The organism is Sphingobium yanoikuyae, assembly GCF_034424525.1.
GTDB classification, from domain to species: domain Bacteria; phylum Pseudomonadota; class Alphaproteobacteria; order Sphingomonadales; family Sphingomonadaceae; genus Sphingobium; species Sphingobium yanoikuyae.
In genome coordinates, this window is the sequence record NZ_CP139979.1 from 1563727 (window position 1) to 1582957 (window position 19231).

Consider the following 19231-nt stretch of genomic DNA (forward strand, 5'->3'; position numbering starts at 1 on the left):
ATGGGATACTTTTGGCGCTATTTCTTGGTGGCGCCGGCGAGATAGGCGAGCAGGTTGGCGCGATCCGCCGGGTTGGGCAGGCCGGCAAAGACCATGCGGCTGCCGGGGACGGCAGCGCTGGGCTTGGCGAGGAAGCCGTCGAGCGACTTGGCATCCCAGCGGATCTTGGCCTTCTGCATCGCCGGGGAATAAGTGAAGCCGGGGACGGTGCCCGAGGTGCGCCCGAATACGCCCGAGAGCGAAGGGCCAAGCTTCTTCACGCCCGGATCGACCGAGTGGCAGACGGCGCAGCGGGCGAAGACCGCCTTGCCCTTGGTCGCGTCGCCAGCCTGGGCCAGCGCCGGGCCGGTGGCCGCGACCGCCATAGCGAACATCATCACGCGCGAAACATGCTTCATCGACATCCTGATTCCTCTTCCCTTCTTCTCTGGTTAAAATCTATACCAGTGTGCATAAATAAACCAATAGCCGTCTGAGTCTGAACGGCGGTTGAAGCGGGAAGGATGCGGAAATGGCCGATGGCGAACCCATGGCGAACCATCGGTTCGGGCCGGGCGGCATGGCGCTGGCGTTGCTGGTGAACATCATGTTCGCGCTCAACGTGATCGCGATGAAAGTGGTGGTGGATGCGACCGCGCCGCTATTGTCGGTGGCGCTGCGGATGGGGACGGTGTTCCTGATCTGTGCGCCGGCGCTGCGTCCGCTGCCGGGCCGGACCGGTTGGCTGATGCTCTATGGCTTCCTCAATGGCGGTCTGTTCCTGCTGCTGCTGAACCTGGCTTTGTTCATGGCGACCAATGTCGGCGCGCTGGCGATTGCCGGGCAATTGAGCGTGCCCTTCTCGCTGTTGCTGGGCGCGCTGCTGCTGGGCGAAAGGCTCAACCGGCGCAAGATCGTCGGCGTGCTGCTGGCCTTTGCCGGGGTCGTGGCGCTGGTGTTCGACCCGCATATATTGGCGGAGGTGCCCGCCGTACTGGTGATGGCCAGCGCGGCGATGGTGTGGGGCGGCGCGACCCTGGTGCAGCGCAAGCTGACCGGGGTGAGCGTGATGAACGGCCAGGCGTGGAACGGACTGATGGGCGCAGCGGTGCTGGCGCCCTTTGCCCTGATTTTCGAGCGGCCGGCGATCGCGGGGCTGGCCCATGTCGGCTGGACACCGACCGGCTGGTTCGCCTTTTCCTGCCTGGGGGCGACGGTACTGGGACAGGGGACGCTCGCCTGGCTGCTGCAACGCTATCCGATCTCGACCATCATGCCGCTGATGCTGGCATCGCCGGTCATGTCGACGGTCTTTGCCTCGCTCTATTTCGGCACGCCGATCACGGTCGGCATGATTGCGGGTGGGACGGTGGCGCTGCTGGGCGTGACGATCATCGCCTTCTCGCCCGACCGCCGGCCGGTCGACTGACCATCAAAAAAATAGGCCGGCGTCGCATGCCTCGACGCCGGCCCAGGGGGCTTCCGAAAGGCGGTGGTCAGACCGCCCGCTCGAAGATGGCGGCCAGGCCCTGACCGCCGCCAATGCACATGGTTTCCAGGCCATAGCGGCCGTCGCGCCGCTGCAGTTCGCGCAGCAGATTGGCGAGGATGCGTCCGCCGGTCGCGCCGATCGGATGGCCGAGCGAAATGCCCGATCCATTGACGTTAAGCTTGTCGCGATCGTCCCAGTTCCAGCCCTTGAGGCAGGCCAGCACCTGCGGCGCAAAGGCTTCGTTGAGTTCGACCAGATCGATGTCGTTCCAGCCAAGGCCATTGCGGGCGAACAGCTTTTCGACCGCCGGCACCGGACCAATGCCCATGCGCGAGGGATCGCAGCCCGCCGCCGCCCAGCTGTGCAGCCAGGCCATGGGTTCAAGGCCCAGTTCTTCCAGCTTGTCCTCCGCGACCACCAGGCAGGCGGCGGCGGCGTCATTCTGCTGGCTGGCATTGCCGGCGGTGACCACGCCGTCCTTCTCGATCGGCTTCAACAGGGCGAGCGATTCCGGTGTGGCGTCGGCACGAATGCCCTCATCCATGGCGAAGATCAGCGGATCGCCCTTGCGCTGCGGCACGGCGACCGGGACCAGTTCGTCGTCGAACTTGTCGGCGGCCCAGGCCGCGGCGGCGCGCTGATGGCTCATCGCGGCATATTCGTCGCAGGCCTCGCGGCTGATGTCATAATCCTTGGCGAGATTGTTCGCCGTTTCGATCATGCCGCTGATGATGCCATAGCGGGCGATCGGCTGCGACATGACGCGGCCGCGGGTCAGGCGGTCGTGGAACTGGGTCGATCCGGAGCGGGCGCCCCAGCGATGGTCCATCGAATAATATTCGACATTGGACATGCTCTCCACCCCGCCGGCGACGACGATGTCGGCGGCGCCGGTCTGGATGCGCATGGCCGCGTCGATCACCGCCTGAAGCCCCGAACCGCAGCGCCGGTCGAGCTGCACGCCGGGAATGCTTTCGGGCAGGCCGGCGGCCAGCGCCGACCAGCGACCGATGCAGGGTGCCTCGCCATTGCCATAGCCCTGGGAGAAGACGACATCGTCGATCCGTTCGGGATCGATCCTGGTCCGCTCCATCAAAGCCTTGATGATGACCGCGCCCAGATCGCCGGCGCTGAAGGATTTCAGAGAACCGCCATATTTGCCGACGGCGGTGCGGATGGGGGCGACGATGGCGGCTCTGCGCATGCAATGTCCTTTGCGGGAATAGGAAGGGATCAGGCGGCCGCTTCGGCCTGGCGGATCATCTGCTTGGCGATGATGGTCTGCTGGATCTGGCTGGTGCCCTCATAGATGCGCAGCAGCCGGACATCGCGATAGAAGCGCTCGACCTTATACTCGGCCATATAGCCGGCGCCGCCATAGATCTGGACGGCGCGGTCGGCGATCCGGCCGACGGCTTCGGAGGCATAATATTTGAGCGCGGCGCATTCCAGGCTGACCGGCTCGCCGGCGTCGAACTTGGCGGCGACCGACTGCATCAGCGCCTCGGTGGTCAGCATGTCGACCTTCATGTCGGCGAGCATTGCCTGGACCAACTGGAAATCGGCGATGCGCTGGCCGAACTGCTTGCGCTCCATTGCATATTGCAGGGCCATATCGATCAGCCGCTGGCACATGCCGAGCGCGACCGCGGCGATATGGATGCGGCCGCGATCCAGCACCTTCATCGCGGTCTTGAAGCCGCGACCGGGGACACCGCCGATAATGTTGGCGGCCGGCACGACGACGTCATCCAGGATCACATCGGTGGTGATCGATCCCTTCTGCCCCATTTTCTTGTCCGGCTTGCCGAAGCTGATGCCGGGCGTGTCTGCGGGCAGGATGAAGGCGGAAATGCCGGCTGCGCCCTTCACGTCCGGTTCGGTCCGGGCCATCAGGGTGAAGACGCTGGCGCGCGGCGCATTGGTGATATAGCGCTTGGTGCCGGTGATGCGGTAAGTGTCGCCGTCGCGGATGGCGACGGTGCGGAGCGAACCGGCGTCGGACCCGGCCTCCGGCTCGGTCAGGCCGAAGCTGGCGATGGCTTCACCGGTGGCGAATTTGGGCAGCCATTCGCGCTTCTGTTCCTCGGTCCCGTCCATGACGATGCCCTGGCTGCCGATACCGACAGTGGTGCCGATGACCGAGCGGAAGACGACCGAGGCGCGGGTGATCTCGCGGATGATCGCCGCTTCCTCCGCCATGGTGCAGCCGATGCCGCCAAATTCCTCCGGCACGGACAGGCCGAACAGGCCCATGTCGCGCATCTGCTGGATGATGGTTTCGGGAACGGCGTCCGCTTCCTCGACGGCGTCCTCGGCTGGGATCAGCTTTTCGCTGACGAAGCGGCGGACGGTGGTGCGGAACAGGTCGAACGTCTCGGCGTCCATGCAGAAATCTCCTCTCAATATCCGATGTCGGCGACCATCGCGTCGCTGCCGTCGCAGCGGATCGCACGGCAGCGGCCGGCTTCATCCTCGCGCAGCAATACGGGCTGACCGGCGAAGACCGGCGCGACCGCGCGGAAGGCGAAGCGGGTCGGGCTGCGGCCGCCGCGCCGGGCATGGCCGAACAATCTGGCGGCGGTGAAGGGGCCGTGGATCACCAGGCCGGGATAGCCTTCCTCGCCGGTCGCATAGGGCAGGTCATAATGGATGCGATGGCTGTTGAAGGTGACGGCCGAAAAACGGAACAGGTCGACGCTGCTTGGCGCCCAGTTCACATCATCGGGGGCGTCGTCAAAGGCGGCGGGGACGATCGCGGGCGTCGGTGCGCCGGTGTCGCGATAGACGATGGTCTGCACCTCGCTCACCCGTTCGCGATCGGCCTGGACGATGCTGTGGCCGACCTTCACCAGGAGAAGCTCGCCACTGCGGCCGCTCTTGTGGGCGATGTCCAGCACGGTCGAGGTGCGGGTCGCTTCCCAGTCGAGCATCAGCGGGGCATGAAACTGCATCTCGGCGGCGGCGAACATGCGGCGCGGCAGGCTGATCGGCGGCAGGAAACCGCCGCGCTTGGGATGGCCGTCCGGGCCGATCTGGTCGGCGGCGGCAACCGGCAGGAAAAAGGCCCAATGGGCCAGCGAGGGCTGGACCGCCTCGACATCGAGCGGTTCGCCGATGGCGGCGGCGAAGCGGCGCAGCGCTTCCCGGTCGAGCATTTCGGTCCGGCTCTCTGTCCTGCCGACCCATGTCTGCCAATGGGCGATATCGGATGGGGAAAGGGTCATGCGACCAGTCCTTCGTCATGGAGGCGGCCGATCGCGCCGCTGTCGAGGCCTAGAAGCTCGCTCAATATCTGGTCGCTATGTTCGCCAAGGCGCGGGGCGGTGCCGACGGCGCCGCGCGCTTCGCCGGCCAGCGTGCCCGCTGGGCCGGATGTGGGGTAGGTGAGGCCGCTGGGATGGGCGATCGTCTCGAACAGGGGATTGGCGGTGAACAGCCGTTCGTCCTGCGTCACGGCCTGGTGCAGCGACTGATATTCGCCCCAGGTGACCCCACCCGCGTCGAAAGCGGGTTTCAGGGCATCGCTGCTGCGGGCGGCGAAGGCGGCTTCGAACAGCGGGAAGAGGCTGGCGCGGTGGGTGAAGCGGGCGCCTTCATCTTTGGCGAAATTGGCACCCGTTTCGCTTTCCAGCGCGGCAATGGCTTCGCCCAAGTCCAGCGTCTTGAGCAGGCCGGTCCATTGGCGCGGGGTGATGGCGACGACGATCAGTCTTTTGCCGTCGGCGGTCAGGAAATCCCGGCCGAAGGCGCCGAACAGGTCATTGCCCATGCGCGGCCGGTCGCCGGCTGACAGCACTTCGGCGACGGAGCCGAGATGCGACAGGGTTGAGGCCGCGAGGTCTGAAAGGGGCACGCGGATTTCTGCGCCCTGGCCGGTCGCGCGCCGGCGGAGCAGGGCGGACGTCATGGCAAAGGCGGCATAGGCGCCGCCGAGCAGATCCCAGGCCGGCAGGACATGGTTGACCGGGCGGTCATCGTCGGCCGGGCCGGTCATCATCGGCACGCCGGCGGCGGCGTTGATGGTGTAATCGACCGCCGGTGATCCATCGGCCCAGCCCATGACGCGGACGCTGATGATATCAGCACGGCGCGCGGCCAGCGCGTCATGGCTGAGGAAGCCCTTCACCGGATAATTGGTGAGGAACAGCCCGGCATTGTCGCCTGGTGCGGTGGCGATGGCGACCGCCAGTTCGCGCCCTTCAGGCCGGCCAAGATCGATCGCGATCGATTTCTTGCCCTTGTTGAGGCCTTCCCAATAGAGGCTGGCGCCGGAGGGGACGACCGGCCAGCGACGATAGTCAGGGCCGCCACCGATTGCGTCGAAACGGATCACCTCCGCCCCCATCTGTGCCAGGTGCAGGCCGCAGGACGGGCCGGCGATGAAGGCGGCGCCCTCTACCACGCGCAGGCCCTTGAGCATGTCGTACATGAAATTCCCCCCTAGCCCAGCCTGACCATGGTGCGGCCGATATTGGCGCCCGAGAACAGGCCCCAGAAGGCGTCGAGCGCCTTGCCGATGCCATCATAGACGGTTTCGGCCGAGGCCATCTGGCCGGCCTGGTTCCAAGCGGTCATGCGTTTCAGCATCTCCGCCTCCAGATCCATATGGTCGAGCGCGATATAGCCCTGCATGCGGATGCGCTTGGTCATCAGCATGGTGAGGTTGCGTGGCACGGTCGGCGCGTCGGTCACATTATATTGCGAGATCATGCCGCAGATGGCGAAGCGCGCGAAATCATTGGCGAGCGACAGGGCGGCCTGCAGATGATCGCCGCCGACATTGTCGAAATAGACGTCGATGCCGCTGGCACCGATCGCCTTGACTTCGCGGGCGAGCGCTTTCGTCAGGTTCGGCTCCGCCTTGTAATCGATCGCGGCGTCGACCTTGAGCACGTCGCGCAGGAAGGCGGTCTTGTCCGGGCCGCCGGCCGATCCGATCACCTTGCATCCCATGTTGCGGGCGATCTGGCAGGCGATCGATCCGACCGCGCCGGACGCGGCCGACACAAAGACGGTATCGCCCGGCTGTAACTCCGCAATGCGGATGAGGCCGGCATAGGCGGTGAGGCCGGTCATGCCCGCGAAGCAGAGATAGGCCTGGGGCGGCAGTGCCTGGCGATCGCGATGCTGGAGCGCGGTGCCGGGGGCGTTGAACGCCTCACGCCAGCCAAGTCGGGAAAAGACCAGGTCGCCGGGCGCGAAGGCCGGATCGTTGGAGGCGATCACCTCGCCAATGGCCGGTCCTTCCATCGCCGCGTCGAGCGCGAAGGGGGGCACATAGCTCTTGGCGTCGCTCATTCGCCCGCGCATCGCGGGGTCGACCGCCATCCAGAGATTGCGGACCTGGACCTCGCCGGGGCCGGGCGGTGGCAGAGCCTGTTCGACGGTAGCGAAATCCTCCGTCACGGGGGCGCCGACCGGGCGGCGCTTCAACTGTATTTCGCGCGATGGCATGGTCATCGGCCCCTCAATAGCCATTGAGCCGCGCCCAGCGTTCGCGATGCCAGGCGGTGCTGCCATGGCATTGCTCGGCGACGCGGGCGCGCTTCAGGTAAAGGCCGGCATCATGTTCATGGGTCATGCCGATGCCGCCGTGCAGCTGGACCATCTGCGAGGAAATGCGGTGCAGCGTCTCGCCGGCGGTCGCCTTGGCAAGCGAGGCGAGGGCGGGGAGCGCCGGATCATCGGCATCGATCGCCGCCAGCGCGGTTTCCACTGCCGATCGCGTCAGCTGCAATTCGCCGAACAGTTCGGCCGCGCGATGTTGCAGCGCCTGGAAGGAGCCGATGATCGCGCCGAACTGGACGCGGGTCTTGAGATAATCGAGCGTGATGTCGAAGGCCTGGGTCGCGCTGCCCAGCATTTCGGCGGCCATGCCGATCGCGGCCCGGTCGCGGATCGCGTCGATCAGGTCGGCGGCCTTGCCGACTTCACCGAGCACATCGTTGACAGCGATGTTGACACTATCGAAGCGATATTGGGCGGGACGGCGGGCATCGATCTGGTCGAGCGCCAGCCGCTCCAGCCCGGCGCTGTCGGTCGGTACCAGGAACAGGGTCAGGCCGTCCCGATCGCCGGCCACGCCGCTGGTGCGCGCGGCGACGATGGCGAGGTCGGCGATCATGCCGTCCTGCACCGGGCGTTTCGTGCCCGACAAAGTCCAGCCATCGCCCGAGGCTGTGGCGGCCAGCGCGGTGCGCTCGGGGGCATGATGTGGCCCTTCGTCGAGCGCCAGCGTGCCGATCAGCGATCCGTCGGCGATGCCCGGCAGCCAGCGGGCCTGCTGATCCTGCGTGCCCGCGAGGCGCAGCGCAGACGCAGCGACCAGCGCGGAGCTGATGAGCGGTGAGGCGGCCAGGGTGCGCCCCAGTTCCTCGATCACCAGGCCAAGGCTGAGATAGCCAAAGTCGGCGCCGCCATGGGCTTCCGGCACGATGATGCCGCACCAGCCCATCTGCGCCATTTCGGCCCAGGCGTCGGCATCATAGCCGTCCGATCCGCTGAGGCCGCCGCCGCCATGATCGTAGAGGCCGCGCAGCGCGGTCACGGGCAGGCGGTCGCGCACCCATTGCGACGCCATGTCCTTCAGCATCGTCTGTTCTTCGTTCAGCACCGCCACGGCGCGTCCTCCCGCATCCTGTCTTTTCTCTCGTCCTCGCCCATGCTCAGCCCGGCAGGCCCAGCGTGCGCTTGGCGGTGATATTGTTCTGCACCTCGTAGCTGCCGCCGTAGATGGAGAAGGCCTTGCTGTGCAGCCAGGCGCGCGTCGCCTCCTTCTCGGCCGCGCTATAGGGATCGCCGGCCCAGCCCAGGCCGTCGGCGCCCATGATCTCGACCAGCAGTTCGGCCCGCTCCTGGATGATGCCGGACCACAAATTCTTGAGCGCCGAAACGCCATGGCTGGGGCCGCCATTCTTCCCTTCGGCGGCGAGCCGGCGGACGGTCGCCATATAGGCTTCATGCCGCATCGCATTGCGCACCATCCGGGCGCGCAGGTCCGGACTGTCGATCCGCCCGAGCGCGTCCGTGCCCAGATAGTCATGGGCCAGCGGGGCGAGGGGGGTGATGTCGGCCTTCACCTCCGACAGGCTGTTGCGTTCGAACTGCAGCAGCCGCTTGGCGATGGTCCAGCCCTGGTTGACTTCGCCCACCAGATTGCCCTTGGGCACCTTCACATCGTTGAAGAAGACCTCGCAGAAATGGGTCGACCCGCTGATCAGGACGATCGGCCGGGCTTCGATCCCCTCCGATTGCATGTCGACCAGCAGGAAGCTGATGCCGCCCTGCTTGCGCTCGGTATCGGTGCGGACGAGGACGAAACACCAGTCGGCCTGGTCGGCGCCCGATGTCCAGATCTTCTGCCCGCTGATCAGCCAGTGGTCGCCCATGTCGATGCATTTGGTTTGGAGCGCGGCCAGGTCCGATCCCGCGCCGGGTTCGGAAAAGCCCTGGCACCAGCGCCGTTCATGGCTGGCGATGAAGGGCAGATGCTCCAGCTTCTGCGCTTCGTCGCCATATTCCAGCAAGGTCGGGCCGAGCATCATCGTGCCATAGCTGCGGATCGGATTGAAACCGCCGATCGCGGTCAGTTCCTCGCCGATGATCTTGCCATGCGCTTCGGTGAGGCCGGCGCCACCATAGCGTGGCGCCCAGGTCGGCACGCCCCAGCCCTTGTCGGTCATCCGCTGGCGCCACAACTGATAGTCGGCATTGGCGGCGGCGGCATGAGCGTCGCCCTGGAAGAGGAGACCGGGCACATTGGTCAGCGCCGGCGGAAAATTCGCCTTCAGCCAGGCGCGCGCCTCCTGCCGGAATTCTTCTCTATCGATGGGCTCCATTTCCGCCATCCACTCACATCCCTGTTCTGCTCGAAAGGCGAGCGCGCCGTCCGGGTGTTACCCGTCGGGCTGCTCGCGGCTTTCGGATGGCCGCTTGCGATCCATGACCGATTCCTTAGGTCAATATTGCACAGGTGGCTAGATATATTTTGCACTCAAGGATAATTTTCATCCGCAACGGAAATCGCGAATTTTGCGCAATGTGGCGGAAAAGCGTGGAAATGCGGCGGCGCCCTTGCGCTGTGCGCGGGAAAATATCGTAACGACGATTGTCCGATTGACAGCCGGTGGCGTGCCCATAAACTATACCATAATGCAAAATTGATAAGGCCGGTCCGTCTTCGCGCGAAAACTGGCTACCGCTGCAGGAGAGCGTAGTATGGAAACCATGGCCGCCCGTCCGATCCCGGCGCATGTGCCGCCCGACATGATCGGCAATTTCAGCCTGTTCAGTTCGCCAGGGCTGGAGCCGACGCCCAATGGCGATCCGCAGGCGGCGAGCGCGGTCGTGCATGATGGGCCGCGCATCTTCTATTCGCCGGTCAACACCCGCGACGGCAAGGGCACCTGGGTCATCACCCGTGCGCAGGACCAGCGGCGGGTGTTGCAGGATCCCGAAACCTTCTCCAGCCATCGCAGCATCTTTGCCTCGGCGCTGGGCGAGAGCTGGCCGATGATCCCGCTGGAGCTGGACCCGCCCGAACATGGCAAGTTCCGCTCGTTGCTCAATCCGCTGCTGTCGCCCAAGCGGGTAATGGCGCTGGAGACGGCGGTGCGCGAAAGGGCGAGCGTGCTGATCGACCGGATCGCGGCGTCGGGCACCAGCTGCGACGTGATGACCGATTTCGCCTTCCCCTTCGCGGTCAATATCTTCCTGCGCTTCCTGGGTCTGTCGGACGATCGGCTCGACGAATTTGTCGGCTGGGCCAATGACCTGCTGCATGGCGACAATGTGAAGCGACCGGCGGCGGCGCGCACGATCGTCGCCTTCATCGACGAATTGTCGGCCGACCGGCGTCGGCAGCCGGTCGATGACTTCATGTCCTTCCTGGTGCAGTCGCGGATCGACGACCGGCCGCTGACCGACATGGAGATCAGGGGCACGGGCGTGCTGCTGTTCATCGCCGGGCTGGACACGGTGGCCGCCGCGATCGGCTTCGACCTCAACTATCTGGCGCGGCATCAGGCGGACCAGCAATGGCTGCGTGACGACCCCAAGCGGATCGTGCTGGCGGCGGAGGAATTGCTGCGCGCCTATCCCACGGTGCAGATGATCAGGGTCGCGACCAGGGACGTGGATTTCGAGGGGGCGCCGATCCGCAAGGGCGATTATGTGTCCTGCGCGACGATGATCGCCAATCGCGATCCACTGGAATTTGCCGATCCCGCGCGCATCGACCTCGCCCGCGAGGATAATCGCCACACCGCCTTTGCCTATGGTCCGCATCGTTGCCTGGGGTCGCATCTGGCGCGGCGCGAGATCGTCGTGGGGCTGGAGGAATGGCTGAAACGCATCCCGACCTTCCGCATCAAATCCGGCACCGCGCCGGTCACCTATGGCGGCCATGTGTTCGGGATCGAAAACCTCATCCTCGACTGGTCGCAGGAGGATGCGGCATGAAGATCATCGTGCATCGCGAGAAATGCCAGGGCCATGCCCGTTGCTGGGCGATGGCGCCCGATATCTTCGAACTGGATGACGAGGGCTATATCATGCCCGGCGACATCGACGTGCCGGAAGAGCAGGAAAGGCTGGCCTGGATGGGCGCCAAGTCCTGCCCCGAACGCGCGCTCGACATCCAGAAATGAGAGCCTCCCTGCTGGCCCTTGGTGGCCTTGTTGCGCTGGCATCCGGCCGGGCGACGGCGGCTGAATTGCGCCCGGACCAGATCGCCTTTCGCGATATCTATCGCGAACTGGTGGAGACCGACACCAGCGCCCCGACCGGCAGTTGCACCGTGGCGGCGGGCCGGATGCTCGATCGGCTGCGCAAGGCCGGGTTCGGGCCGGATCGCGCCGAGGTTTTCGTGCCGGACGGGCATGAGAAGGATGGCGGCCTGATCGCCCGGATCGAGGGGAGCGATCCGCGCGCCGCGCCGATGCTGCTGGTCGATCATATCGATGTGGTCGCCGCCCGGCGCGAGGATTGGCCGCGCGATCCGTTCCGGCTGACCGAAGAGAAGGGCTATTTCATCGGGCGCGGGGTGATCGACGACAAGGCGCTGTCGGCGATCTGGATCGACAGCCTGATCCGGTTGCAGGCGGCGGGCTTCCGTCCCCGGCGCACGATCAAGGTGGCGCTGACCTGCGGCGAGGAAAGCGGTGACGCGGTGAACGGCGTCGATTGGCTGCTGCGCAACCGGCGCGATGCGGTGCAGGCAGGCTTTGCGCTGAACGAAGGCGGCTATGGCATCAGCGACAAGGATGGCCGGCCGATCGCCCTCTATCTGGCGGTGGGCGAGAAATATGCGCAGAGCTTCACGATCGAGGCGCGCAACAGCGGTGGCCATAGCAGCCGGCCACGCCCCGACAATGCGATCTATGACCTGGCCGATGCGCTGGCGGCGGTACGGCGGCTGTCATTCCCGATCCAGCTCAACCCGACCAATCGCGGCTATTTTACCCGCATGGGACCGATCGTCGGCGGCGCGATGGGGCAGGCGATGGAGCGGCTGGGGCAGGGGCAGGACGCCGCCGCGACGGTCGCGACGGTGACGGCCGACGTTACCTATAATGCGATGCTGCGCACCACCTGTGTCGCGACGCAGGTGGAGGCGGGGCACGCCGAAAACGCGCTGCCGCAGCGGGCGCGGGCGACGATCCAGTGCCGCCTGTTTCCCGGCGACAGGGTGGAGGATGTCGAGGCAAAGTTACGGTCGGTGCTGCCGTCCGGCATTGCCCTGACGCGCAAGGGCGACAAGGGGGCGCCGGCCGTGCCGCCGCCGCTCGATCCACAGATCATGGGGCCGGCCGAAAAACTGGCGCAGCGGCATTTCCCCGGTATTCCGGTGGTGCCCAACCTGCTGACCGCCGGCACCGATGGCCGCTATCTCAGCGCGGCGGGCATCCCGACCTATAGCGTGCCGGGCATCGTCCTCGATCCCGACGGCAATGGTGCCCATGGCGTGGACGAGCGCATCCGGGTGAAGAGCGTCTATGACGGGCGCGATTATCTCTATGCGCTTATCCGCGCCTATGCCGAGGGGCGCTGACCGGCCCCTCGGTTGGCGGCGCTCAGGTGCGGATCCACACGCCCTTGGTCTGGAGATAGGCGTCGATATGTTCGGCGCCGCCCTCCCGGCCATAGCCGCTCATCTTGTAGCCGCCGAACGGGACCGACGGGTCCATGGCGAAATAATGGTTCACCCAGATGGAGCCGGCGCGGATGCGCTTGACCGCCGTCATGGCCTTGCCGATGTCGCGGGTCCAGACCCCACCGGCCAGGCCGAAGCGGGTCGCATTGGCGCGACCAATCACCTCGTCCAGGCTGTCGAAGGGCAGGATGCAGGAGACCGGCCCGAAAATTTCCTCCCGCGCGATCCGCATCTCGTCGGTTACATCGGCGAAGATGGTCGGGGCGACCCAATGGCCCTTGTCGAGCGCGCCGCCGGTGACGCGATGGCCGCCGGTGACGAGCCGGGCGCCCTCCTGCGGGCCAAGATCGAGATAGGAAGAGACGCGGGCGAACTGTTTGGCGGATACCAGCGGGCCGATCACGGTTTCGGGATCAAGGCTGGGGCCGATCTTGAGATTGGCGGCGAAGGCGGCGATGCGCTGCACCATCTCTTCATAGACCGGCCGTTCGACGAACAGGCGGGTGCCGGCGGCGCAGACCTGACCCGAATTGTTGAACACGCCCATCGCGGCCGCCGGGGTGGCGGCGTCGAGATCGGCGTCGGCGAAGATGATGTTGGGCGATTTGCCGCCCAGTTCCATCGTCACCTTCTTCACCGATCCGGCCGAGGCGGCGATGATCCGCTGGCCGGTCTCGCACGAGCCAGTGAAGGCGATCTTGTCGACGTCGGGATGGGCGGAAAGGGCCGCGCCGGTCTCGCCCGCGCCGGTGACGACATTGACGACGCCCGGTGGCACGCCGGCCTCCAGGCAGAGTTCGACAAAGCGCAGCGGGCTGAGCGAGGCATCCTCGGCCGGCTTCAGCACGATGGTGCAGCCGGTGGCGAGCACCGGGCCGATCTTCCAGGCGGCGCTGAACAGTGGTCCGTTCCAGGGGATGATCGCGCCCACGACGCCGACCGGCTCCTTCAATGTGTAGGAGAGGAGATCGACCGGGAAGCTGTTAGACAAAGTCTCGCCATGGATGGCGGTGGCGGCGCCGGCGAAATGGCGCAGCGATCGCTGTAACATGCCGCGCAGCCCCATGGCGGCGGTGATCGGCCGGCCCATCTCGATCACATCGAGCAGGGCGAGATCCTGGAACTCGGCATCAACCAGATCGGCGAGGCGCAGCAGCACCGCCTGGCGCTCGGCCGGCTTGAAGCGGCTCCATGGCCCTTCAAAGGCGGCGCGCGCGGCGCGCACGGCGCGGTCGACATCCTCGGCGCCGGCCAGCGCCAGTTCGGCGACCAGTTCGCCGGTCGACGCGCTGAAGCTCTGGAAGCGCTTGCCCGACAGCGCATCGACATGCTGGCCGTCGATCAGCAACTGCTTGGGCTTGCCGTCGATGAAGGCGGGGCGGCGGGTTTCGATCATCTTTATGTCCTTTCGGAAGAGGCCGGTCAGACCGGCTCCCCTTCATGGGCGCGGCGCATCGAGGCGCGGCCGAGGGCGAAGAGAAGGGCGGCGGGCAGCAGCACGCAGAAGACGCTGGTAATGAGCGAGAGGCCTACCTTCATCTCATCGCCCCACAATTTGTCGGTGACGAGGCCGATGAAGGCTGGGCCGCCGGCCATGGCGATGAGGCCGGATGCCAGCACATAGAGCGCCGAGACGCGGCCGCGCAGATAGGCGGGGGTGACGACCTGGACGGTGGCCGGCCCCATGCTGGCGGTCGAGAGGATCAGGGCCATGAAGCACCAGTAACAGGCGACCGTCGCCCAGGGGCTGGCGACCAGGAAGGCGGCGATGCCGAACGGGGCGGCGGCCAGCACGGTCATCAGGCACCAGAAGAGATGCGCGTCCTTGCGCCCCCGGCGATAGAGGCGGTCGACGGTCCAGCCATGGAGCGGGATCAGTGCGGCGGCGGCGATCTGGGCGATGCCGATCACCGGGCCGATCTGCGCCGGCTGCCAACCATGGACGCGGGCAAGATAGACCGGGGTCCAGAGCTGGAAACCGATGGTGGCGGCATAGGCGAGGCCGAAGCCGACAAAGGCGGCGGTGTAGAGCGGCTTGTGCTGGCGGATATAGGCCCATGCCTCGCCATAGCCGGCGCCGGCGCTGCTGGCGGCCTTGCGCCGGGGCGGTTCGCGGAACAGGAAGACGAGGAAGGCGAGCAGGATGCCGGGCGCGCCGGTCATGATGAACACCTGCTGCCAGGGCTGGAGCGTCCCGAAGAGCGGCCAGGTGGCAGGGCCGGCCTTCATGGCCGCGCCGACGATCGGGCCGCCCAGCAGGAAGACGATGCCCGCACCCATGACGCCGCCCATGATGAAGACCGACATGGCGAGCGAGACGCGGTGCGGCGGGAAGCTGTCGCCGACGACCGAATAGCTGCCGGTGCCAAAGCCCGACTCGCCCGCGCCGACACCGGCCCGCGCCATGGCGAGGCCGATGAAGCTGCCGGCGAGGCCGCAGGAGGCGGCGGCGATGCTCCAGACCGTGACCGACAGATAGAGGACGATGCGGCGGCTGAAGCGGTCGAGCGCCATGCCGAGCGGAATGGCGCAGAGGCAGAAGAGGACGGCGAAGGCCGGTCCCTGGAGCAGGCTGATCTGGAGGTCGGAGAGACCCAGATCCTGTTTGATCGGGCCGACCATCAGCGCCATGATGTTCCGGTCGGTCAGCGACAGGATATAGAGCAGGAACAGGATCGCGACCGTCAGCCAGCCCATGAAGGGGCTGGGATAGTCGGCGGTGGCCGGGGCAGGAGGCGGTGGCGCGGGGCTGTCGATCGGCGCGGATGATGACGGCGAAGCTGACAGGGACAAGGCAGGTTCGCTCATCGGCGGAACGCCCTGATTATCACCGATTCTCTGTTGCGCAGGCTCGACACCGACCTTCTCCATGCTGATCGCCGTGCCTGGTCCGCAGAGCGGCACGATCTGTTGCCGGCATAACGCACATTTTTGCACCATAGGTCAATATATGATGCACCGCTTTTCGCGGCTTTATCCCCTGTCCCTAATAAGAAGGCCGGATTTCCGTTGCGGCAAGGGGGCAAATTCTTTTCGATCAAACATTTACCACTGGTGCAAAATTAGTTGACATCCACCGCTGGAGCGATAGAAATAAAAATGCACACCGGGATAATAATGACAGGTGTGGGCCAACGAGCCGACACATTGCGTCCAGGGAGAGGAAAGACCAATGTCCAAGCACAAGATTTTTGCGTCGTCGCTGGCGATCGGCGCCAGCATCGTCGCGATGACCGGCAGCGCGCTGGCGCAGGATGCGGCGGCGCCCGCACCGGCACCGGAGCAGGCCGCCGAACAGGGTGGTGCCGCGCCGGTCAGCACATCCGACATCGTCGTTACCGGATCGCGCATCGTGCGCGACGGCTATACCGCGCCGACGCCGGTGACGGTCGCCACGACCGAGGAACTGTCGCGCACGACGCCGTCGAGCATCCCGGACGCGCTCAACAAGCTGCCGCAATTCTCCAATTCGCTCAGCCCCTCCAAGTCGGCGTCGAACTTCTCGAATGCGCCGATCCACGGCAATGTGCTCAACCTGCGCGGCCTGGGCACGCCCAGCGCCAATCCCAAGGGGCCGCTGCGCACGCTGATCCTGTTCGACGGCATGCGCGTGTCGCCGACCGAATATATCGGCACGATCGACACCAATGTGCTGCCGCAGCTGCTGATGCAGCGGGTCGACGTGGTGACCGGCGGCGCCTCGGCCCAATGGGGCTCTGACGCGGTCGCGGGTGTCGTCAACTTCGTGCTCGACAAGAAATTCACCGGCATCAAGGGCGTCGCCCAGGCGGGCATTTCCGACGAGGGCGACAATGCCAACCAGCGCCTCGGCCTGGCGGTCGGCCAGGATTTTGCCGGCGGACGCGGACATATCCTGCTGAGCGGCGAATATTCCAACAATGAAGGCATGCTGCGCAGCGATCGCGACTATGCGACCAAGGGCTATAGCTATGTCGGCAGCGTCGTGGGCTGCACCAAGCTGGCGAGCGAGCCGGCGTCGGTCTGTGCGCCCGGCGGCGCGCGCAATCCCTATACGATCGGGTCGAACATCCTGATTTCGGCGCTCGCGCCCAACGGCCGCATCACCGCCTCCAGCGTGGCGGGCAATCCCTATGTCGGGCAGGTCATCAACAATGACGGCACGACCCGGCCGTTCAACACCGGCACGGCGGTCGGCACGACCGGCTTCCAGTCGGGCGGCGACGGTTACCAGATCCCGACCACCGGCGCGGCGGTCATCCCGCTGACCACCTATCAGGCGTTCGGGCGCCTGAGCTATGACCTGACCGACGATATCAACGCCTTCGTCCAGGGTAGCTGGTCGCGCTCGGACCTGGAATATTCGACCCAGGTGAATGCGCTGGTGCCTTCGTCGCAGGGCGTCACCATCTACAAGGGCAATCCCTATCTGTCGTCCGCGCTGAATTCGGCGCTGACGTCCGCGACCGACAGCTACACGGTCGGCCAATATGATGCCGGCCAGCCGACCGCCATCGCCAAGGAACGGACCGATTACTGGATGGTCAATGCCGGCTTCACCGGCAAGCTGGGCGGGCTCGACTGGAGCGCCACCTACTCGCATGGCGACTCCAAGCATATCCTGGCCAATTCAGGCCTTTATGACAGCAAGAAGCTCTATGCCGCCGCCGACGCGGTGGTGGACCCCAGCACCGGCCAGATCACCTGCCGCGTGCTGCTCGATCCGACCTATGCCAGCCAATATGCGGGCTGCAAGCCGATCGACGTGCTGCATGGCGATCCGTCCAAGTCGACGCCCGAAGGCTATGCCTATGCCACCGGCACGTCGCGTTACCGGGCCAGCATCCGTCAGGACAGCTTTGCGGTGAACCTCAATGGCAGCCTGTTCGACCTGCCGGCTGGGCCGGTCGACTTCGCGGTCGGCGCGGAATATCGCAAGCAGACGCTGAACCTCACCAGCAATGCCGATCCCTCGCTGCTCGACACGGCGGCCGAGCGCAGCGCCTATTTCGCCGGTCTGCGCGGCGTGCCGGCCACCACCAACTTCTACTGGCTGACCAATGTCGGCACGGCGCATGGCAGCCTGAACGTCAAGGAAGCCTATGCCGAACTGGCGGTGCCGATCCTGAAGGACAAGCCCTTCTTCCGGGAACTGAGCATCAACGGCGCGGGCCGCATCACCGACTATTCGACGTCGGGTACGGTCGAGACCTGGAAGGTCGGCGCAACCTGGAAGCCGGTCGATGACCTGCTGCTGCGTGCCACCCTGTCGCGCGACATTCGTGCGCCCAACCTGTTCGAACTCTATTCGGGCGCGCAGAGCGGCATCGGCATCGTCAATGATCTGCAGACCGCCGACGGCAGCTATGGCAGCGGCCTCAACCAGAATGTGAACACGGTCACCAGCGGCAACGCCAATCTGAAGCCGGAAAAGGCCAAGACGTTGACGATCGGCGGCGTGCTCACGCCGTCCTTCTTCCCCGGCTTCTCGCTGTCGGTCGACTATTACAAGATCAAGGTCACTGGCCTGATCGACACGCTTTCGTCGCAGCAGATCATCACCAACTGCTATAATGCGGGCGGATCGGGCGTGGCCGAATGCGGCCTGATCGATCGGGCGACGCCGACCAGCCTGCCCTCGCTGGTGCATATCGTGCCGGCCAACATCGCCTTCCTGAAGACCGCCGGCATCGATTTCGACGCCAGCTATCGCACGGCGATGGGCGACGGGGCGCTCAGCCTGCGCCTCTACATGAACTATCTCGACAAGTTCGATGCCCAGCAATATGCGGGCGCTCCGATCGCCCATTATGCGGGCGTCAGCGTGGTCGGCAGCAACCCGGCCGGCTTCCCGCGCTGGCGCGGCAATTTCTCGATCGACTACAGCAACGGGCCGTTCGGCATCACCCTGTCCGAACAATATATTCACAAGATGCGGCTGGATATTCCCGGCGGGCCGGTGCCGATCCAGTTCGTCGACGATAAGGTGAAGGCGGTCTGGTATACCGACCTGGCCATGCGCTTCACCGTGCCTCAGGGGAATGGCAATTTCGAGCTGTTCGCCAACGTCAACAACCTGTTCGACAAACAACCGCCGATCATTCCGGGCACCGTGCCGGGCGTGAACCTGCCCACCAATATCGCGGTCTACGACTTTATCGGCCGGGCCTTCACGGCGGGCGTCCGCTTCAAATTCTGATAAAAGCCGAAGAGCCATTCGGGGCAAGCCGCTGGAGGCCGGATCATCCGGTTTTCAGCGGCTTTTTTCGTGTCGATGGGGTGGGGCAGACGACTTGGTGATACCGGCGCCAAACAGCCGCAAAAGCGCCCAATGGCGGATTTGCGGTCGTCCCCGTTCACTGTCCTTTTCGGGTCGTTTGACGCTTGGGTTGAGCAGAAGGTGCTGCCTGGCATTCAAAGCGGGGCGCTGGACCGGCGGGATATGGTGGCGGTCGTCGCTGCCCTCCGCCGCTGGGAGCATGACGGGACATGGAGCGCGAGCAACGGTGCGCTAGACAGGTGACTGCACTCCCTTACCGTGCTCAAGAGCAACGATAGGAAAGAGAATCAGTGCGCGGGGACATCGATAATACTCAGCCGGTCTGTCTTGATGGTGCATCGTCAGC

At 65.6% G+C, this 19231-nt stretch carries 15 protein-coding genes; 5 read left to right on the forward strand and 10 right to left on the reverse strand.

The window, feature by feature from the left end; translation table 11 throughout:
• Positions 1 to 17: 17 nt before the first annotated feature.
• On the reverse strand, positions 18 to 404 hold the full coding sequence (locus U0025_RS07250) for a c-type cytochrome (protein ID WP_004212329.1): 387 nt from the start codon (positions 402 to 404) through the stop codon (positions 18 to 20).
• Positions 405 to 511: 107 nt separating this feature from the next.
• Here U0025_RS07250 and U0025_RS07255 point away from each other — a divergent pair, with 107 nt between their 5' ends.
• Entirely contained in the window at positions 512 to 1408 is an 897-nt protein-coding gene (locus U0025_RS07255) for a DMT family transporter (protein WP_004212331.1), read from the forward strand.
• A gap of 67 nt (positions 1409 to 1475) precedes the next feature.
• On the opposite strand, the gene U0025_RS07260 is transcribed toward U0025_RS07255, so the two are convergent.
• The 7 genes from U0025_RS07260 to U0025_RS07290 are packed head-to-tail and all read right to left on the reverse strand — an operon-like array spanning position 1476 to position 9321.
• The gene (locus U0025_RS07260) at positions 1476 to 2675 is read right to left on the reverse strand and encodes an acetyl-CoA C-acetyltransferase (RefSeq protein WP_004212333.1); all 1200 of its coding nucleotides are present in this window, start codon (positions 2673 to 2675) and stop codon (positions 1476 to 1478) included.
• Positions 2676 to 2704: 29 nt separating this feature from the next.
• Entirely contained in the window at positions 2705 to 3859 is a 1155-nt protein-coding gene (locus tag U0025_RS07265) for an acyl-CoA dehydrogenase family protein (RefSeq protein ID WP_004212335.1), read from the reverse strand.
• A gap of 14 nt (positions 3860 to 3873) precedes the next feature.
• Positions 3874 to 4698 (reverse strand): HTD2 family dehydratase, encoded by an 825-nt coding sequence (locus U0025_RS07270; RefSeq protein WP_004212339.1) that lies wholly within the window; start codon positions 4696 to 4698, stop codon positions 3874 to 3876.
• Complete coding sequence (locus U0025_RS07275; protein WP_004212341.1) at positions 4695 to 5903, reverse strand: CoA transferase; 1209 nt, start codon at positions 5901 to 5903, stop codon at positions 4695 to 4697. The genes U0025_RS07270 and U0025_RS07275 overlap by 4 nt, the downstream gene beginning before the upstream one ends.
• Before the next feature lie 11 nt (positions 5904 to 5914).
• Positions 5915 to 6934, reverse strand: a complete 1020-nt coding sequence (locus U0025_RS07280; RefSeq protein WP_004212342.1) for an NADP-dependent oxidoreductase — start codon at positions 6932 to 6934, stop codon at positions 5915 to 5917.
• A 7-nt stretch (positions 6935 to 6941) separates the two neighbouring features.
• Positions 6942 to 8093, reverse strand: coding sequence for an acyl-CoA dehydrogenase family protein (locus U0025_RS07285; RefSeq protein ID WP_004212343.1), 1152 nt, complete (start codon positions 8091 to 8093; stop codon positions 6942 to 6944).
• A 46-nt stretch (positions 8094 to 8139) separates the two neighbouring features.
• Entirely contained in the window at positions 8140 to 9321 is a 1182-nt protein-coding gene (locus U0025_RS07290) for an acyl-CoA dehydrogenase family protein (RefSeq protein ID WP_004212344.1), read from the reverse strand.
• Between the two features lie 370 nt (positions 9322 to 9691).
• Here U0025_RS07290 and U0025_RS07295 point away from each other — a divergent pair, with 370 nt between their 5' ends.
• Genes U0025_RS07295 through U0025_RS07305 form a run of 3 tightly spaced genes read left to right on the forward strand, consistent with a single transcriptional unit; the run spans position 9692 to position 12524 of the window.
• Positions 9692 to 10933: a cytochrome P450 gene (locus U0025_RS07295; protein WP_004212346.1), complete on the forward strand. Its 1242-nt coding sequence runs from the start codon at positions 9692 to 9694 to the stop codon at positions 10931 to 10933.
• On the forward strand, positions 10930 to 11121 hold the full coding sequence (locus U0025_RS07300) for a ferredoxin (protein ID WP_004212347.1): 192 nt from the start codon (positions 10930 to 10932) through the stop codon (positions 11119 to 11121). Before U0025_RS07295 ends, U0025_RS07300 begins: the two co-directional genes overlap by 4 nt.
• Positions 11118 to 12524: a M20/M25/M40 family metallo-hydrolase gene (locus tag U0025_RS07305; RefSeq protein WP_004212349.1), complete on the forward strand. Its 1407-nt coding sequence runs from the start codon at positions 11118 to 11120 to the stop codon at positions 12522 to 12524. Before U0025_RS07300 ends, U0025_RS07305 begins: the two co-directional genes overlap by 4 nt.
• Positions 12525 to 12546: 22 nt before the next feature.
• Here U0025_RS07305 and U0025_RS07310 read toward each other — a convergent pair whose 3' ends face one another.
• Positions 12547 to 14022 carry an aldehyde dehydrogenase family protein gene (locus tag U0025_RS07310; RefSeq protein ID WP_004212350.1) on the reverse strand — a complete coding sequence of 492 codons (1476 nt, stop codon included), beginning with the start codon at positions 14020 to 14022 and terminating at the stop codon, positions 12547 to 12549.
• Positions 14023 to 14048: 26 nt separating this feature from the next.
• Positions 14049 to 15434: an MFS transporter gene (locus U0025_RS07315; RefSeq protein WP_004212352.1), complete on the reverse strand. Its 1386-nt coding sequence runs from the start codon at positions 15432 to 15434 to the stop codon at positions 14049 to 14051.
• 364 nt (positions 15435 to 15798) lie between these two features.
• On the opposite strand from U0025_RS07315, the gene U0025_RS07320 reads away from it, so the two are divergent.
• Positions 15799 to 18804, forward strand: coding sequence for a TonB-dependent receptor domain-containing protein (locus tag U0025_RS07320; protein WP_004212353.1), 3006 nt, complete (start codon positions 15799 to 15801; stop codon positions 18802 to 18804).
• The last annotated feature ends 427 nt before the right edge of the window (positions 18805 to 19231 follow it).

Bases quoted from the DNA above. Each gene is read 5' to 3' on its own strand.
- U0025_RS07250 (WP_004212329.1), bottom strand. From the start codon at position 404: ATGTCGATGAAGCATGTTTCGCGCGTGATGATGTTCGCTATGGCGGTC.
- U0025_RS07255 (WP_004212331.1), top strand. From the start codon at position 512: ATGGCCGATGGCGAACCCATGGCGAACCATCGGTTCGGGCCGGGCGGC.
- U0025_RS07260 (WP_004212333.1), bottom strand. From the start codon at position 2,675: ATGCGCAGAGCCGCCATCGTCGCCCCCATCCGCACCGCCGTCGGCAAA.
- U0025_RS07265 (WP_004212335.1), bottom strand. From the start codon at position 3,859: ATGGACGCCGAGACGTTCGACCTGTTCCGCACCACCGTCCGCCGCTTC.
- U0025_RS07270 (WP_004212339.1), bottom strand. From the start codon at position 4,698: ATGACCCTTTCCCCATCCGATATCGCCCATTGGCAGACATGGGTCGGC.
- U0025_RS07275 (WP_004212341.1), bottom strand. From the start codon at position 5,903: ATGTACGACATGCTCAAGGGCCTGCGCGTGGTAGAGGGCGCCGCCTTC.
- U0025_RS07280 (WP_004212342.1), bottom strand. From the start codon at position 6,934: ATGACCATGCCATCGCGCGAAATACAGTTGAAGCGCCGCCCGGTCGGC.
- U0025_RS07290 (WP_004212344.1), bottom strand. From the start codon at position 9,321: ATGGCGGAAATGGAGCCCATCGATAGAGAAGAATTCCGGCAGGAGGCG.
- U0025_RS07295 (WP_004212346.1), top strand. From the start codon at position 9,692: ATGGAAACCATGGCCGCCCGTCCGATCCCGGCGCATGTGCCGCCCGAC.
- U0025_RS07300 (WP_004212347.1), top strand. From the start codon at position 10,930: ATGAAGATCATCGTGCATCGCGAGAAATGCCAGGGCCATGCCCGTTGC.
- U0025_RS07305 (WP_004212349.1), top strand. From the start codon at position 11,118: ATGAGAGCCTCCCTGCTGGCCCTTGGTGGCCTTGTTGCGCTGGCATCC.
- U0025_RS07310 (WP_004212350.1), bottom strand. From the start codon at position 14,022: ATGATCGAAACCCGCCGCCCCGCCTTCATCGACGGCAAGCCCAAGCAG.
- U0025_RS07315 (WP_004212352.1), bottom strand. From the start codon at position 15,434: ATGAGCGAACCTGCCTTGTCCCTGTCAGCTTCGCCGTCATCATCCGCG.
- U0025_RS07320 (WP_004212353.1), top strand. From the start codon at position 15,799: ATGTCCAAGCACAAGATTTTTGCGTCGTCGCTGGCGATCGGCGCCAGC.